Origin of the sequence: Duganella sp. Root336D2 (assembly GCF_001425005.1) — a bacterium.
In the GTDB taxonomy this organism is placed as follows: Bacteria; Pseudomonadota; Gammaproteobacteria; order Burkholderiales; family Burkholderiaceae_D; genus Rugamonas.
The window spans coordinates 714,459-729,912 of sequence record NZ_LMDB01000012.1; the positions used below are offsets into that span (position 1 = coordinate 714,459).

Annotated in this window: 15 protein-coding genes; 7 read left to right on the forward strand and 8 right to left on the reverse strand. The window is 63.6% G+C overall.

The window, feature by feature from the left end:
• Positions 1 to 21 precede the first annotated feature (21 nt).
• From ASD07_RS13410 to flgL, 7 genes are all read left to right on the forward strand, one after another.
• Positions 22 to 2,370 (forward strand): EAL domain-containing protein, encoded by a 2,349-nt coding sequence (locus tag ASD07_RS13410; protein ID WP_055930695.1) that lies wholly within the window; start codon positions 22 to 24, stop codon positions 2,368 to 2,370.
• Between the two features lie 302 nt (positions 2,371 to 2,672).
• On the forward strand, positions 2,673 to 3,455 hold the full coding sequence (flgG, locus tag ASD07_RS13415) for a flagellar basal-body rod protein FlgG (protein ID WP_055930698.1): 783 nt from the start codon (positions 2,673 to 2,675) through the stop codon (positions 3,453 to 3,455).
• 15 nt (positions 3,456 to 3,470) lie between these two features.
• Complete coding sequence (locus ASD07_RS13420) at positions 3,471 to 4,127, forward strand: flagellar basal body L-ring protein FlgH (RefSeq protein ID WP_055930701.1); 657 nt, start codon at positions 3,471 to 3,473, stop codon at positions 4,125 to 4,127.
• A 2-nt stretch (positions 4,128 to 4,129) separates the two neighbouring features.
• Complete coding sequence (locus ASD07_RS13425; protein ID WP_055930704.1) at positions 4,130 to 5,236, forward strand: flagellar basal body P-ring protein FlgI; 1,107 nt, start codon at positions 4,130 to 4,132, stop codon at positions 5,234 to 5,236.
• A gap of 10 nt (positions 5,237 to 5,246) precedes the next feature.
• Positions 5,247 to 6,164, forward strand: a complete 918-nt coding sequence (gene flgJ / locus ASD07_RS13430) for a flagellar assembly peptidoglycan hydrolase FlgJ (RefSeq protein WP_055930707.1) — start codon at positions 5,247 to 5,249, stop codon at positions 6,162 to 6,164.
• 62 nt (positions 6,165 to 6,226) lie between these two features.
• Complete coding sequence (gene flgK / locus ASD07_RS13435; RefSeq protein WP_082507293.1) at positions 6,227 to 8,176, forward strand: flagellar hook-associated protein FlgK; 1,950 nt, start codon at positions 6,227 to 6,229, stop codon at positions 8,174 to 8,176.
• A 21-nt stretch (positions 8,177 to 8,197) separates the two neighbouring features.
• Entirely contained in the window at positions 8,198 to 9,427 is a 1,230-nt protein-coding gene (gene flgL, locus ASD07_RS13440; protein WP_307144384.1) for a flagellar hook-associated protein FlgL, read from the forward strand.
• Here flgL and fliR read toward each other — a convergent pair.
• The 8 genes from fliR to ASD07_RS13480 all read right to left on the reverse strand — a co-directional run bounded on the left by fliR (position 9,385) and on the right by ASD07_RS13480 (position 15,451).
• Positions 9,385 to 10,242 carry a flagellar biosynthetic protein FliR gene (gene fliR, locus ASD07_RS13445; RefSeq protein WP_082507294.1) on the reverse strand — a complete coding sequence of 286 codons (858 nt, stop codon included), beginning with the start codon at positions 10,240 to 10,242 and terminating at the stop codon, positions 9,385 to 9,387. The two genes, flgL and fliR, sit on opposite strands and share 43 nt — an antisense overlap.
• Positions 10,243 to 10,245: 3 nt before the next feature.
• On the reverse strand, positions 10,246 to 10,515 hold the full coding sequence (fliQ, locus tag ASD07_RS13450; RefSeq protein ID WP_055930712.1) for a flagellar biosynthesis protein FliQ: 270 nt from the start codon (positions 10,513 to 10,515) through the stop codon (positions 10,246 to 10,248).
• A gap of 11 nt (positions 10,516 to 10,526) precedes the next feature.
• Positions 10,527 to 11,273, reverse strand: coding sequence for a flagellar type III secretion system pore protein FliP (fliP, locus tag ASD07_RS13455; protein ID WP_055930715.1), 747 nt, complete (start codon positions 11,271 to 11,273; stop codon positions 10,527 to 10,529).
• Positions 11,263 to 11,880, reverse strand: a complete 618-nt coding sequence (fliO, locus tag ASD07_RS13460) for a flagellar biosynthetic protein FliO (protein ID WP_055930718.1) — start codon at positions 11,878 to 11,880, stop codon at positions 11,263 to 11,265. Before fliO ends, fliP begins: the two co-directional genes overlap by 11 nt.
• The gene (gene fliN / locus ASD07_RS13465; RefSeq protein ID WP_055930721.1) at positions 11,877 to 12,296 is read right to left on the reverse strand and encodes a flagellar motor switch protein FliN; all 420 of its coding nucleotides are present in this window, start codon (positions 12,294 to 12,296) and stop codon (positions 11,877 to 11,879) included. The genes fliO and fliN overlap by 4 nt, the downstream gene beginning before the upstream one ends.
• A 15-nt stretch (positions 12,297 to 12,311) precedes the next feature.
• Complete coding sequence (fliM, locus tag ASD07_RS13470; RefSeq protein WP_055930724.1) at positions 12,312 to 13,292, reverse strand: flagellar motor switch protein FliM; 981 nt, start codon at positions 13,290 to 13,292, stop codon at positions 12,312 to 12,314.
• Between the two features lie 14 nt (positions 13,293 to 13,306).
• Positions 13,307 to 13,825 carry a flagellar basal body-associated protein FliL gene (fliL, locus tag ASD07_RS13475; protein WP_055930727.1) on the reverse strand — a complete coding sequence of 173 codons (519 nt, stop codon included), beginning with the start codon at positions 13,823 to 13,825 and terminating at the stop codon, positions 13,307 to 13,309.
• 129 nt (positions 13,826 to 13,954) lie between these two features.
• A complete protein-coding gene (locus tag ASD07_RS13480) occupies positions 13,955 to 15,451 on the reverse strand; it encodes a flagellar hook-length control protein FliK (RefSeq protein WP_055930730.1) in 1,497 nt (498 codons plus the stop codon).
• Positions 15,452 to 15,454 lie beyond the last annotated feature (3 nt).

The following is a 15,454-nucleotide window of genomic DNA, read 5'->3' on the forward strand; positions in this document are numbered from 1 at the left end:
TCTGTTTAGCTGTCCTTGTTCATGGCTCCTCGCGAGGAACGATATGCCGCCGTGGTCCTGCCGTTTGTGCTGGCCGTGGCTGCGCTCGCCCTGGTCGCGGTGTTCAGCCTGTCCATCGCCGCCACGCTGCGTGCCTACGTTAGCGGCGAAAGCCATTGGTCCAAAGGCCAGAAGGCTGCCATCGCCTCCCTGCAGCGCTACCTGGTCACTTCCGACGAGCAGGACTACACCCAATTCCAATCCGAACTGGCAGTGCCGCTGTCCGACATGCGCGCGCGGCGCGAAATGGAGAAGGAACAAATGGACCGGGAAGTGGTGCGCGAAGGATTCCTCGGCGGCCGCAACGCCGAGGAAGACGTGCGCGGCATGGTCTGGCTGTACCGCAATTTCAAAGACCTGTACCTGATGGCGCGCGCCATCACTTATTGGGAACACAGCGACCAGCACTTGCTGCGCCTGCGCGAGCTGGGGGAACGCGTGCATGGCATGCCGCCGGCCGCACGTTCCTCGCCGGTGGTACTGCTGGAAATCCAGGAAATCGACCGCCGCTTGACGCCGCTCGCCATCGGCTTTGCGGCCGCCATCAACGACGCGGCGCGCCAGGTCTCGAACGCCTTGCTGGCCGTGCTGGTGCTGGCGGCAGTGCTGCTGGCGTGGAGCGGCCACGGCTACTTGCGCCGCTCCTTCGCCCGCCGCGAGCGCCTGCTGCAGCAACTGCGCCAAAGCGAAGCGGAAGCCTTCGCCGAAAAAGAATTGATGCAGGTGACCCTGGGTTCGATTGCCGACGCCGTCATCACCACGGATAGCGAGCAGCGCGTCAGCTACAGCAACCGCAATGCTGAACAGATGCTGGGTATGTCCGGCGCCGACATGCTGGGCCGCCCGTTGGATGAAGTATGCCGGCTGGAAGGCGAGGGCGGTGCGCTGCATGTGCTGGCAGGCGACGGSGAGCTGCTCCCGGTCGACCTCTCGGAAGCATCGATTCACGCGCCCGACGGAACCGCCATCGGCCAGGTCATTGTGCTGCACGACGCCAGCGAAGCACGCCGCCACGCCGCCCAACTGAGTTACCAGGCCACGCACGACGAGCTGACCGATATCATGAACCGGCGCGAATTCGAACGCCGCCTGCGCGAATTGCTGGCTGCCCTGCGCCAGGGCGGCGGCGGCGAGCATGCGGTGCTGTACCTCGACCTGGACCGCTTCAAGATCATCAACGACACCAGCGGCCACGCCGCAGGCGACGAATTGATCAAGCAAGTGAGCCAGCTGCTGCAAGCCACGCTGCGCGAGCGCGATATCGTCGGCCGTCTGGGCGGCGACGAATTCGGCATCATGCTGACCCAGTGCAGCCACGAAGACGCCTTGCGCGTCGCAGAGAAAGTGCGCAAGGCCGTGGTCGACCTGCATTTCGCCTGGGGCGTGCGCAGCTACCGCATCGGCGTCAGCATCGGCCTGGTGCTGCTCGATAGCCGCAGCAGCAGCCTGAAGGAAGTGATGAAGTCGGCCGACGCCGCCTGCTACATGGCGAAAGAAAAGGGCCGCAACCGCATCCACCTGTACAGCGACGACGACGCCGAACTCTCGGTGCGGCAGACGGAAATGGAAGCCGTCTCGCGCATCCGCGCCGCGCTGGAAAACGACCGCTTCTGCCTGCACCTGCAAACCATCGCCCCGCTGCGACCTGGCGGCCGGGCCCATGCCGAAGTACTGGTGCGCATGCTGGACGAGGAAGGCGGTCTGGTGCCGCCGATGGCCTTTATCCCGGCTGCCGAACGCTACGACCTGATGCCGCTGCTCGATCGCTGGGTGATCCGCCACGCCTTTGAAGCGCTGGCACAGCAACCGGCTGGCACCAGCTGGGCCATCAACCTGTCCGGCGCCTCCGTGTGCGACGATGATTTGCTGGAGTTCGTGCTGGAGCAGCAGCGCCTCACCGGCGTGGCGCTGGAAGACGTCTGTTTCGAAATCACCGAAACGGCGGCAGTGGCCAACCTGGCCCAGGCTGCAACCCTGATCCAGGACCTGCAAGCGCAAGGCGCCCGCTTCGCACTCGATGACTTCGGTGCCGGCATGTCTTCCTTCGCCTACCTGAAACACCTGCCGGTCGACTACGTGAAGATCGACGGCAGCTTCATCAAAGGCATCCTGCACAGCCCGACCGAGCGCGCCATGGTGGAGTCGATCAACCAGATCGCGCATGTGATGGGCAAGCAGACCATCGCCGAATTCGTCGAGGACGATGCGGTGCTGGCCTGTTTGCGTGCGATGGGTGTCGATTTCGCCCAGGGTTATGGGGTAGGGCGGCCCGAGCCTTTGCCGGCCGCACAGCCAGCGAACCTCGTGCGCGACTCCGTCGCGGCCGGCTAACCGGCCAGCTCTATCGCCCAGAGCAGGAATGGACTTGTGGCGAGTGGCATCACCCATAATGTTTCGATTGCGGGCCGGGTTCGCATCAATAATGCCCCGGCTACCAGGCCGAGCAATACTCGTGCTCTGTCTTTCTGGCAATACTTGGCAAATCGTAAGCAGTAGCAGAGCTAATCGATCCATGCCACACACTTGAATAGGCGGGGGAAAACCGGCCAGATCGGCGTTTTGAGTTGACCCTTGCCGCGGGATAATGCCTGCATAGAAAAACCGCTTAGTTTTACTGTTGAAGGGGCAGGCAAATGATTCGATCACTGTGGATTGCCAAGACTGGCATGGAAGCGCAGCAGACCCAGATGGACGTGGTGTCCAATAACCTGGCGAACGTGAGCACCAATGGCTTCAAGAAGTCGCGCGCCGTCTTCGAAGACCTGCTGTACCAGAACATCCGCCAGCCGGGCGCTGCTTCCTCGCAGCAGACCCAGCTTCCATCGGGCATGCAGCTCGGCACCGGCGTGCGCCCGGTGGCTATCGAGCGCATCCACACCCAGGGCAACCCGCAGTCGACCGGCAACGACAAGGACCTGATGGTCAACGGCAATGGCTTCTTCCCGGTACTGCTGCCGGACGGCACCACGGCCTACACCCGCGATGGCTCCTTCCAGCGCGATAACAATGGCCAGATGGTGACTTCCAGCGGCTTCGTGCTGCAGCCGGCCATCACCATCCCGATCAATGCCACCAGCATTACGGTGGCGCGTGACGGCATCGTGTCGGTCACCCTGCCGGGCCAGGCCGCACCGCAGCAGATCGGCGCCATCCAGCTGGCAACCTTCATCAACCCGACCGGCCTGGAATCGAAGGGCGAGAACCTGTACGTGGAAACCGGTTCGTCCGGCGCGGCGACGCAGAACCAGCCGGGCACCAACGGTACCGGGGTGATCATGCAGGGCTACGTGGAAACTTCGAACGTCAACGTGGTCGAGGAAATGGTGAACATGATCCAGACCCAGCGCGCTTACGAAATCAACTCGAAGGCGATCACCACTTCCGACCAGATGCTGCAGCGCCTGTCGCAGCTGTAATAGAGCGAGCCCGCCATGCGATTCCGTCTTGCCGCCATCCTCATCGCGCCTGTGCTGCTGTCCGCCTGCGTTGCTGCGCCGACTTCGATCGTCAACGGCCCGACCAGCGCCCGTCCGCTGCCGCCGCCATACCCGCCGGTGGCGCAGAACAATGGCGCGATCTACCAGCAAAGCAGCTATCGCCCGGCGTTCGAAGACCGCCGCGCGCGCCATGTGGGCGACGTCATCAATGTCGTCATCACGGAAAGCACCTCCGCCGTCAAGAATGGCGCCAGCGCCGGCAACAAGTCGGGCAGCGTCAACTTCGGCGTGCCCGGCCTGCTGCAGAACAAGCTGGGCACCAATATCGCCACCAGCGCCGACAACAAATTTGCCGATGCCGACAGCCAATCCCTGAGCAACAGCTTCCGCGGCACCATCGGCGCCACCGTGGTGGAAGTGCTGTCGAACGGTAACCTGGTCATTGCCGGCGAAAAGCAGGTCGGCATGAACAAGGCCACTGAATATATCCGCATCTCCGGCATGGTGAACCCGGACTCGATCAACGGCAATTCGGTGGCTTCGACCTCGATTGCCGACGCGCGCGTCGAATACCGCACCAAGAGCAATATCGATGGCGCTGAAGTGCAGTCGATGCTGTCGCGCTTCTTCCTCAGCCTGCTGCCTTTCTGATCATGAACAATTTCAAGCTCCTCGCCCTTTGCGCCGCCTTGCTGCTGGCGCCTGCCGTGCAGGCTGAGCGCCTGAAAGACCTGGCCAGCATTGCCGGCGTACGGCAGAACCAGTTGATGGGTTACGGCCTGGTGGTCGGCCTCGATGGTTCCGGCGACCAGACCACGCAAACCCCGTTCACCGTGCAATCGGTGGCGTCCATGCTGCAGCAGATGGGGGTGGCGCTGCCGCCTGGCACCACGCTGCAATTGAAGAACGTGGCAGCCGTCATGGTCACCACCAACCTGCCGGCCTTTGCGCAACCGGGCCAGCAGATCGACGTTACCGTGTCCTCGATGGGTAACGCCAAATCGCTGCGCGGCGGCACGCTGCTGATGACGCCGCTCAAAGGCGCCGACGGCCAGGTCTACGGCATGGCGCAAGGCAATGTGCTGGTGGGCGGCGTCGGTGCGCAAGCGCCGGGTGGCGGCGCCGCAGTCGTCGTCAACCATCTGTCGGTCGGCCGCATTTCCGGCGGCGCTACGGTGGAACGCGCGGTGCCGACCACGCTGGGCGACGGCAACCAGATCCGCCTCGAACTGAACAACACCGACTTTGCCACCGCCAGCCGCGTGGTCCACGCCATCAACGATAAATACGGCGCCGGCGTGGCCTATGCGCAGGATGGCCGCACCATCCGCGTCACCGCGCCATCCTCGAGCGATGCGCGGGTGGCCTTCATCGGCGACCTGGAAAGCATGGACGTGCGCCCGGCGCGCCAGGCCGCCAAAGTCATCATGAACGCCCGCACCGGTTCGGTGGTGATGAACCAGGAAGTGACGCTTGAGACGTGCGCCATTTCGCACGGCAACCTGTCAGTATCGGTCAATGCCGACACCCAGGTCAGCCAGCCGAACCCGCTCAGCGGTGGCCAGACCGTGGTATCCCAGCAGGGCAGTGTCGACATCAAGAAAGATTCCGGCAAGGTCATCATGCTGAAAGGCGGCGCGTCGCTGGCCGACGTGGTGAAAGCCCTCAATGCCATCGGCGCCTCCCCGCAAGACTTGCTGGCCATCCTGCAGGCGATGAAGGCAGCAGGTTCGCTGCGCGCCGAGCTGGAAATCATTTGAGGACGTCGCCATGATCCCGCGTACCGCTACCGCCGACCTGAGCTCCAACCTTGCCATGGATACCAAGGGCATGTCCGAGCTGCGCCAGTCGGCGCGTGCCGGTTCGCCGGAAGCGCTGAAAGCCACGGCGACCCAGTTCGAAGCCATGTTCGTCAACATGATGATGAAGAGCATGCGCGACGCCACGCCGCAAGATGGCTTGATGGATAGCCAGCAATCGAAGATGTTCACCACCATGCTCGACCAGCAGACCAGCCAGGACATCGCCAAAAAGGGCCTGGGCCTGGCCGATGTGCTGGTGCGCCAGTTGTCGAAAACGCTGCCGCTGGATGGCGTGCCGACCGATCCGGCCATGACGCGCGCCCTGATGGATCAAGCCAGGCTGCAACGTTCGATCGAGGCCAGCGGCGGCGCCGCGGCCGTGGCCAAGGCCGGCGCGAACCCGGCGGCCGCCTCCGACAAGCCGGCCCATGTGCGCAGCTTCCAGGACAAGCTGTCCAGCCACGCCGAAGAGGCCAGCCGCGCCACCGGCATTCCGGCCAAGTTCATGCTGGGCCAGGCGGCCCTGGAAACCGGCTGGGGCCGGCGCGAAATCAAGGGCCGCGATGGCAGCAACAGCCATAACCTGTTCGGCATCAAGGCTGGCCCGGACTGGAAGGGCCGTGTTGTCGAAACGGCCACAACCGAATATATCAACGGCAAGGCACAGACCCGCGTCGAGAAGTTCCGCGCCTATGACAGCTATGCCGATAGCTTCAAGGACTACGCCCGCCTGCTGAGCAGCAATCCGCGCTATGAAAAAGCGCTGGCAGCAGCCAACGGCACCGATGCCGCCGGCTTCGCCATGGGCCTGCAGCGGGCCGGCTACGCTACCGACCCCAACTATGCCAGCAAGCTGGCCGGCATTATCAAGCGCACTCTTGCCTGACAAACATCAAGTTTTGTCCGGATGTGCCGTAAACTGAATATCTAGCGAAGGTAATTATCAAAATGTCCTTACTCAGCATCGGTAAAAGTGGTTTGTTGGCTGCCCAGACGGGCCTGGCCACCACTGGGCACAACATTACCAACGCCAATGTGCTCGGCTATAACCGCCAGGTAACGGTGCAAAGCACCACGCAGCCGATCCAGAGCGGCGAAGGTTTCATCGGCACTGGCACTGAAGTGGCGCAGATCAAGCGCGTCTATGACGATTTCCTGAATCGCCAACTGCTGGGCGCGCAGACCAACCAGTCCCACCTCGACACCTATTTCAACCAGGTCAGCCAGATCGACAACCTGCTGGCCGATACCACGGTCGGCCTGGGGCCGGCACTGCAGAGCTTCTTCAGCGGCGTGCAGAATGCCAACTCCAACCCGCAATCGACCGCGGCGCGCCAGGCCATGCTGTCGGCGGCCGAGTCGCTGGCTTCGCGCTTCAACGGCCTGTCCAGCCGCATGAAGGAATTGAACGAAGGTGTCAACACCGGCGTTACCTCCAGCGTCAACGAGATCAATTCCTTTGCGCGCCGTATCGCCGAGATGAACAACACGATTGCCGGCCTGTCGGTCGATCCTTCGGCCCTGCCGAGCGACCTGATGGACCAGCGCGATGCCCTGATCGCCGAGATGAACAAGCAGATCAAGGTTACGGTGATTCCGGCTGAGAACAATATGCTGAACGTCTCGTTCGGCACCGGCCAGCCGCTGGTGATCGGCAACCGCAGCCAGGAACTGGCCACCGCCACCTCGCCGTCCGACCCGGAGCGCATCGTGGTCGGCTACCGAACCCAGAGCGGCGCCTTCTCGCAACTGCCGGACAGCGTCCTGACCGGCGGCCAGCTGGGCGGCCTGATCGACTTCCGCAACAGCGGCCTGGACGTGGCGAATGCCAACCTGGGCAAGATTGCGGCCGGCCTGGCCGACGCCTTCAACGACCAGCATAAGCTCGGCATCGACCTGGATGGCAACCTGGGCGGCAACTTCTTCAAGGACATCCACGCCTACGTCGGCTACGACTCCCGCAATTCGTCGTCGAGCACGGTGAAAATCGATGCGGTGGTGGTCGACGCGGCCAAGCTGACCACCTCCGATTACGACATCAACTACAACGGTACCGACTTCGTCGTGACGCGCGCCAGCGATGGCGCGACCACGACCATCGCACCGTATCCGCAGGCCCAGCCGCAAGTGATCGACGGCGTGGCGTTTTCGATCACCGGTGCCGCAGGCGGCCCCGACCATTTCCTGGTGCGCCCGACCTATAACGCGGCGCAGGATTTCGGCGTCGAACTGAAGGACCGTAACAAGATTGCGCTGGGTGCGCCGATCAGCACCTCGCTGCCGGCCACGAACACCGGCACCGGCAAGATCAGCGCTGGTGCGGTGAATTCGAACTACTTGTTGCCGGGCAACCAGCTTGCCGCGCCGGTGACGCTGACCTACAACAGTGCGACCAACCAGCTCAGCGGCTTCCCGACGGCGGTGGATGTCACGGTCAACGGCACCACCACGAGCTACCCGGCGGGTACGCCGGTGCCTTACACCGCCGGGGCCAAGATGGCGTTCCAGGGGATTGAATTCGAGATCACCGGCAGCCCGGCCAACAACGACAAGTTCACCATTGCGCCGGGCAGCGGCGTAGGCGACGCGCGCAATGGCGTGCTGCTGGCCGGCCTGCAGACGAAGAACATCCTGGACGATGGCCATGCGACCTTCCAGGCCAGCTATGCGCAGATGGTCAACTTCGTCGGCAACAAGACGCGCGAAGTGCAGATTGCCGGCGCAGCGGCCGATACCACGGTGGCGCAGGCCCAGGCCGCGCGCGATTCGGTGTCCGGGGTGAACCTGGACGAAGAAGCTTCCAACCTGCTGCGCTACCAGCAGGCCTACCAGGCATCTGGCAAAGTGATCCAGGTCGCCAGCGAATTGTTCGATACCCTGCTGTCGCTGGGCAGGTAAGATTTTTGAAGGAATAGCATCATGGTCATGCGTATTGCCACCCGGACGATTTACGAGAACGGCGTCAGCCAGCTGAATACGCTGCAGGCGCAGTTGCAGAAGACGCAGATGCAGTTATCGACCATGCGGCGTGTCGTGAACCCGTCGGACGACCCGGTTGCCTCGGCGCGCGCGCTGGAAGTGTCGCAGTCGAAGTCAATAAACACCCAGTTCGTCACCAACCGCAGCAATGCCAATTCCTCGCTGTCGCTGGTGGACAATACGCTGGCCAACACCGACGACCTGCTGCAGGAAGTGAAGAGCAAGATCGTCGCAGCCGGCAACCCCGGCTTTACCCTGGCCGACCGCGAAGCGCTGGCCAAGGAACTGGAAGGGCGCCTGGAAGACTTGCTGGGCCAGGCCAATGCCACCGACGGCACCGGCGCCTACCTGTTCTCCGGCTACAAGAGCGACATCAAGCCGTTTACCCGTTCCGCTACCGGCGCCACCTACAACGGCGACCAGGGCCAGCGCGAACTGCAGGTGGCGTCGTCGCGCAAGCTGGCCACCAGCGAAACCGGTTCGGCTATCTTTGAAAGCAATATCACCGGCAACGGCACCTTCCAGACCAGCGTCGACCCTGCCAACTACACGCGCGGCGGCACCGGCATCATTTCGCCGGGCGTGGTGAAGACACCCTCGGCTGTGACGGGCCACAACTACACGCTGAACTTTAGCGTGACCGGTACGCCGGCGGTGACCACGTATACCGTCAACGACGTTACTGCCGGCACCGCGGTCGCCTCCAACGTACCATTCGTGTCCGGCCAGCCGATCGCCTTCGATGGCATCCAGATGGACGTCACAGGCGCACCGGCCAACGGCGACGTGTTCAATGTCGATCCGAGCAAGAATCAGTCGGTGTTCGAAACCATGACCACGCTGATCGCTGCGTTGCGCGGTCCATCAGGTACGCCACAGGCGGGCACCGCATTGACCAATGCGCTGAACCTGGCCAACCAGAACATCACCAATTCGCTGGACAATGTGCTGTCGGTGCGCGCCTCGGTGGGCGCCCGCCTGAGCGAGCTCGATCATCTCGACAGCGCAGGCGAGGATTTGAACCTGCAGTACTCGAGCCAGATTTCCGACCTGGTCGACCTGGATCCGGTGGAAGCCATCTCGCGCTTCACGCAGCAGCAAACCACGCTGGAAGCAGCGCAAAAATCCTACAAGGCGCTGGCAGGCTTGTCGTTGTTCAATTTGATCTGAGGTTTGCCCGGCATCGGCGGCCGGGCTTTCCTGCTATCCCACTCGCGCGGCAATTGCCGCGCTTTTTCTATGCCCTCGTTGACCAGCACCTGGATCGGCATGCTCATGTAGGGCAGGGTCATTGTGATCGTCAGGAAGCCGACGCCGAGGGTGATCGGGAAGCCGATGCCGAACAGGTTCAGCTGCGGCGCGGCGCGCGTCAGGACGCCCAGCGCGACGTTGGTGATGAGCAGCGCCGCGACGATCGGCAGCGACAACTGCAGGCCGGCCGTGAAGATCTTCGAGCCCCACAGCGCCAAATCCCAGAAGCCATCGTTGTGGAAGGGAATGGCTGCCACCGGCAGGGTGTAAAAGCTTTCCGCCAGCGCTTCGATCAGCACCAGGTGGGCATTCACCGCCAGCACGGCCAGCGTCACCACCCACACCAGGAATTGCGATACCGCCGAGGAGCGGCCTTGCGACATCGGGTCGAAGAAACTGGCGAAACCCAGGCCCATGGTCAGGCTGGAAATCTCGCCCGCCATTTCCACTGCCGCGAAGACCAATCGCAAAGCGAACCCCATGCCGGCGCCGATCACGATTTCGCGCGCCAGCACTGAAAGCCCGGCCCAGCCGGCGGGATCAAGGGCCGGCATGGCAGGCACGGCCGGTGCGACCACCATGGCGATCAGTATGCCCAGCGCGAGCTTGACGTTCTGCGGGATGCGGGCATTGCCGAAAATAGGGGAGGCCGCGATCAGCGACAGGATGCGGGCCGCCGGCCACAGCAGGGCGGCGATCCAGGTATTGAGTTCAGCGGCGGTAACGACCAGCATCGCTCACGAGACCAGCGATGGAATGCCGGTCAGCACTTGCCGCATGTAGTCGACCATCACGGAAATCATCCACGGCCCCGCCACCACCAGGGTGACGAATACGCCGACCAGTTTCGGGATGAAGGACAGGGTCGCTTCGTTGATCTGGGTGGCGGCCTGGAAGATCGAGACCACCAGGCCGATCAGCAGCGCCACCAGCAGCAGCGGCGCCGCCACCATCAGCGTGACTTCCATGGCCTGGCGGCCCATGGTCATGACTGTTTCAGGCGTCATCGCACACCTCGCTAGTAGAAGCTCTGGGAAAGCGAACCCAGCAGCAGTTGCCAGCCATCGACCAGCACGAACAGCATCAGCTTGAACGGCAGCGAAATCACGGCGGGCGACATCATCATCATACCCATCGACATCAGTACCGACGCCACCACCATGTCGATGATGAGGAAGGGGATGAAGATGGCGAAGCCGATCTGGAAGGCGGTCTTCAGCTCGGACGTAATGAAGGCCGGCACCAGGATCTTGAGCGGCACGTCTTCCGGCCCCTGCAATTCCTGGCTGCGTGAAATTTTCACGAACAGAGCCAGGTCGGACTGGCGGGTCTGCTTCAGCATGAAGGTTTTCAGCGGCGCGGCCGAGCGTTCCATCGCTTGCTGCATGCTGATCTTGTTGTCCTGCAGCGGCACCCAGGCCTCGCTGTAGATCTTGTCGAACACCGGGCTCATGACGAAGAAGGTCAGGAACAGCGACAGGCCGATGATGACCTGGTTGGGCGGTGCCGACTGCGTACCGAGCGCCTGGCGCAGCAGCGACAGCACGATCACGATGCGGGTGAAGCCGGTCATCATCAGCAGCGCCGCCGGGATGAAGGTCAGCGCCGTCATCAGGATCAGCGTTTGCAGCGTCAGGCCGTAATTGGTGCCGCCGCCCGCCGCGGGCGTGCTGGTGAAGGCTGGGATGGTCGGTTCGGCGGCGGCAATCAGCGGCAGGACTAGCACGGCGCCGGCAGCGAGGCACAGTGCGCGTTTATTTGCCATTGCGCTTGTCAATCGTCTGTTTGAACCACTCGGCGAAATTGGCTCCCGGCGCGGCCTGTGCACCCGCCAGTTCGGCTTCGCCGCTGTCCTGGCGCGGCATGGTAGCCAGCGCATTCATGCGGCCTGGCGAGGCGCCCACAACGATCCATTGCTCGCCGACTTCCACCACCAGGATGCGCTCGCGCGCGCCGACGCTCAGGGCACCGACCAGCTTGACCTTGCTGCCGCCGGTAATGTGTTTCGGGCCGAAGCGCTTCAGCAGCCAGGCCAGGCCGACCAGCAGGGCAATGACGAAGCCCAGCGACAGGATGGTCTGCAGCAGCGAACCGGCAGCGGACGGGGCCTGCGCGGCCAGCACATTGTTCGGCGCCTGGGTATTGGCGGCGCGGGCGCCGGCCAGGGCGGCTTGCTGTTCGGGCGTCGCGGCCGCGGCGCCAGCGACCGGAGCGGCCGGATTGGCGGCGTTGGCCGGGGCTGCTTGCGTGCTGCTGGAAATGGTCTCGGGGGCGGGGGCTTGCTGCGCCAGCACGGGTGCGCCAGTGAGGCAGAGGGCAGCCGCGATGGTCAGCGGCCGCAGCAAGTGCAAGGCAGTTGTGCTCTGCTTCATTTATTCAGTTTTCGGATGCGTTCGGAAGGCGTGATGATATCAGTCAGGCGGATACCGAACTTGTCGTTCACCACCACCACCTCGCCCTGTGCGATCAGGCAGCCATTGACCAGCACGTCCATCGGTTCGCCGGCCAGGCCGTCCAGTTCCACCACCGAGCCCTGCGCCAGTTGCAGCAGGTTCTTGATGGCGATCTTGGTGCGGCCCAGTTCCACCGTCAGCTGGACCGGGATATCGAGGATGAAGTCGATATCGTTATGGGTTTCGGTCTTGTTGGGCTGCTTGGAAAAGTCCTTGAACACGGCGGCAGTGGCGGCCTGGTTCTGCATGGCAGCCGCTTCGGCAGCGGCCTGCTCGGCAATCGCGGCGCCCCAATCGTCATCCATGCTTGTATCGTCGTCTTGATTATCCGCCATGTTTCTCTCCTAGCTTTATTTCATATTATCCGCGTTTGCCAGCAGTTTCTCCACCTTCAATGCGTATTGCCCGTTCAACACCCCGTAGGTGCAGTCGAGCACAGGCACGCCATCCACGGTCGCCTCGATGGTTTCCGGGATGGTCAGCGGGATCACGTCGCCGGCTTTCATGTTCAGGATCTCGTCGAAGCTGACCTTGGCGGTGCCGAGCTTGGCCACCAGTTCCACCTCGGCGATCTGGATCTGCTGCGTCATCAGGCGGATCCAGCGCTTGTCCACTTCCAGCGCTTCGCCCTGCAGCGAGGAGGTCAGCGCGTCGCGGATCGGCTCGATCATCGAGTAGGGCATGCAGAAGTGGATCTGGCCCGACACCGAACCGAGTTCGATGGTGAAGGTCGACGCCACCACCACCTCGTTCGGAGTGGCGATGTTGGCAAACTGCGTATTCATTTCGGAACGGATGTACTCGAACTCCACCGGGTACACTGGTTCCCACGATTTGGTATAGGCCTCGAACACGATGTCGAGGATGCGCAGGATGATGCGCTGCTCGGTCTGGGTAAAGTCGCGCCCTTCGACGCGGGTGTGGAAGCGGCCGTCGCCACCGAACAGGTTGTCAACCAGCAAGAACACCAGGCCCGGGTCGAATACCATCAGGGCCGTGCCGCGCAGCGGCTTCATGTGCACCAGGTTGAGGTTGGTGGGCACCACCAGGTTGCGGATGAACTCGGAATACTTGGACACGCGCACCGAACCGACCGACACTTCCGCGCTGCGGCGCAGGAAGTTGAACAGGCCCACGCGCAGCAGGCGCGCGAAACGCTCGTTGATAATTTCCAGGGTCGGCATCCGGCCCCGGACGATGCGTTCCTGCGTCGCCAGGTTGTAGGTGCGGACACCCGTGGTCTCCTCGGGCGTTGCGACGTCGTCCTGGTCGCCGTTGACGCCCTTCAAGAGGGCATCGACTTCTTCCTGGGAGAGAAAATTATCAGCCATGCTTCACCCGCGCCTTACTGGATGATGAATGCGGTGAACAATACTTCGGAAACTTCCTGCGCCTCGCCGCCGCTTTCAAACGGCAGGTTGACCGCTTCCATGATGTCCTTGCTCAGTTGCTGCTTGCCCTCCGGGGTATTGATCTCGGACGCATGCTTGCTCGACAGCAGCAGCAGGATACGGCTGCGCACCTTGGGCATATTGGTCTTGATGACTTCCGACTCTTCCAGGCTGCCGGCCTGCAGCGTGATCGCCAGTTGCAGGTACTGGTCGCCATTTTCCGGCTGCAGGTTGACCGTGAACTGGTCCACCGGAACGTACACTGGCGGACCGGCTTTCTTGGCCGGCTTCTTGGCCTTCTTGTTCGGCTTGGCTTCTTCCGAATGTTCTTCGCCGCTATCGCTCTTCAGCATGAACCATGCGCCGCCGCCGCCGGCCAGCGCGAGTACCAACACGCCAGCCAGGATGATGATCAGCTTTTTCTTTCCGCCACCGGCCGGCGGTGCTGCTTCTGCCTTAGCATCAGCCTTCATTTTTGGATTCGCTTTCAATTCTGCTGCCTTGGATGCAAGAGTTGGATCATGACGCCATTATGTCATTATCGCGAAAGCTTTCGGGGAGCGATGCGCCGAAAAGAGGCAGGAAGCAGGGCTATCTCTGCCTTAGGCGAAGGTGTCGACGGCGCCCAGTACGCTGCGGCGCAGCTGGGGGGCGGCCTGCGCCGTGTTCTCGGCATTGTCATTCTGGCCATTGGCGACGCCGCGACCACGGCCACGGCCGGCGGCGGCTTCCATTTCGGCGAAGGCCTTCTGCTGGTCCTGGCTGCCGGAGGACACGCTGGTGTCGCCCAGCATGATGCCGGCTTCGCCCATGGTTTCGCGCAGCTTCGGCAGCGCCTGTTCGAGCGCCTCACGCACTTCCGGCTGGGCCGCTGTGAAGGCGACGCTGGCCTGGTCATTGGAGATGCTCAGCACCACTTGCAGTGGGCCGAGGTCGGGCGGGTTCAAGGTCAGGGTGGCGCTCTGTTCGCCGCCGTTGGCCATCCACACCACTTTCTGGCCCAGCTGGTGGTCCCAGCCCTGGCTGCCGACGCGGGCGTGCAGCTGGTTGCTGGCCAGGGCCTGGGCGGCTTGCGCATTCGCGGCGCCGGCTGGGGCGAGGGCGGTAGCGGCCGCTTGCAGGGGATTTGCCTGCGGCTGGATTGTGTGCCTGGCATCTTGTGCAGCTGCGTCGGCGGCCTTGCCGGCGTCGGCGCTGGCTTGCTGCAGGACGGCCTGGAAGTCGCTGCGCGGCTGGGTCGCCGCCTTGTCGCTGGCGGCAGTAGTGGCGGAGGCTGCACCGGCGTCGCCGGCTTCGCTGGCTGCGCCGTGGCGCGCCTTGGCCAGGGCGTCCGCCCCGGCCGGATCCTGTTCCTGTGCGCTGGCTTTCGCTGCCTGCAGCGCGGCCTGGTCGAGGGCCATGCCTTCTTCAGGCAAGCGCTCGGCGCTGGCAGTCGTGCCGCCGCTGCTGGACAGCATGGCGTCGCCGGCCAGTCCGGCATCGCTTGCGCGGCCGTCTTTGCCTGCGGCTAGCGCTGCTGCTGCGGCAGCCGCCGCGGCAGCCGCAGCAGCAGCGCTGGCGGCGTCGGCGGAGGTGGGCTGGGCCAGGCCCTGGATCATGGCCAGCATGTCGGCCACCGCGTCGCTGGCGGCTTGCTGGCTATCGGCCTGTTCGGTGGCTGCATCGGCGCCGGTGGCGGCGCCGGCTGCAGGGGCAGCGTTGGGCGCTGCGGGCGCTGCGGGCGCGTCGGCGCCCGCAGCATTGGCGGCGGACTGCGCCTCCGCGCTTGCCGCGGTATTGTTGGCCTGGTTGCTTGGCGGGGCCTTTGGCGGCGCTGGCGCGGCTGGCTTGTTGCCCTGGGCCGTTGTGCTGGAGGCCGGCTTCGGCTGCTGGCTTGCCTGTGCGTGCGGTTGCTGTGCGGCCGGTTTTGGCGCCTCGGCACGGCGTGCCGCGCCATTGGCTTGCGCTTGCAGCGAAGGCGGCAGGGCCTTGGCCTGGCGTTCGATCTGGTTGTTCAGGGCCTGTGCAAACTGATTGTCTTCCTGCGCAGCATTGGACGAACGGCCAGCAGCCGTGTTGCCGGAAAGAAGAGGGGAGTTCTGTACAGTCTGGGTTTGCATGAT

What these genes read in the sequence shown, in the direction of transcription:
- flgL (WP_307144384.1), top strand. Translation starts at nt 8,198, where the DNA reads ATGGTCATGCGTATTGCCACCCGGACGATTTACGAGAACGGCGTCAGC.
- ASD07_RS13480 (WP_055930730.1), bottom strand. Translation starts at nt 15,451, where the DNA reads ATGCAAACCCAGACTGTACAGAACTCCCCTCTTCTTTCCGGCAACACG.
- flgG (WP_055930698.1), top strand. Translation starts at nt 2,673, where the DNA reads ATGATTCGATCACTGTGGATTGCCAAGACTGGCATGGAAGCGCAGCAG.
- fliL (WP_055930727.1), bottom strand. Translation starts at nt 13,825, where the DNA reads ATGAAGGCTGATGCTAAGGCAGAAGCAGCACCGCCGGCCGGTGGCGGA.
- ASD07_RS13420 (WP_055930701.1), top strand. Translation starts at nt 3,471, where the DNA reads ATGCGATTCCGTCTTGCCGCCATCCTCATCGCGCCTGTGCTGCTGTCC.
- flgK (WP_082507293.1), top strand. Translation starts at nt 6,227, where the DNA reads ATGTCCTTACTCAGCATCGGTAAAAGTGGTTTGTTGGCTGCCCAGACG.
- fliO (WP_055930718.1), bottom strand. Translation starts at nt 11,880, where the DNA reads ATGAAGCAGAGCACAACTGCCTTGCACTTGCTGCGGCCGCTGACCATC.
- fliR (WP_082507294.1), bottom strand. Translation starts at nt 10,242, where the DNA reads ATGCTGGTCGTTACCGCCGCTGAACTCAATACCTGGATCGCCGCCCTG.
- fliM (WP_055930724.1), bottom strand. Translation starts at nt 13,292, where the DNA reads ATGGCTGATAATTTTCTCTCCCAGGAAGAAGTCGATGCCCTCTTGAAG.
- fliP (WP_055930715.1), bottom strand. Translation starts at nt 11,273, where the DNA reads ATGGCAAATAAACGCGCACTGTGCCTCGCTGCCGGCGCCGTGCTAGTC.
- ASD07_RS13425 (WP_055930704.1), top strand. Translation starts at nt 4,130, where the DNA reads ATGAACAATTTCAAGCTCCTCGCCCTTTGCGCCGCCTTGCTGCTGGCG.
- flgJ (WP_055930707.1), top strand. Translation starts at nt 5,247, where the DNA reads ATGATCCCGCGTACCGCTACCGCCGACCTGAGCTCCAACCTTGCCATG.
- fliQ (WP_055930712.1), bottom strand. Translation starts at nt 10,515, where the DNA reads ATGACGCCTGAAACAGTCATGACCATGGGCCGCCAGGCCATGGAAGTC.
- fliN (WP_055930721.1), bottom strand. Translation starts at nt 12,296, where the DNA reads ATGGCGGATAATCAAGACGACGATACAAGCATGGATGACGATTGGGGC.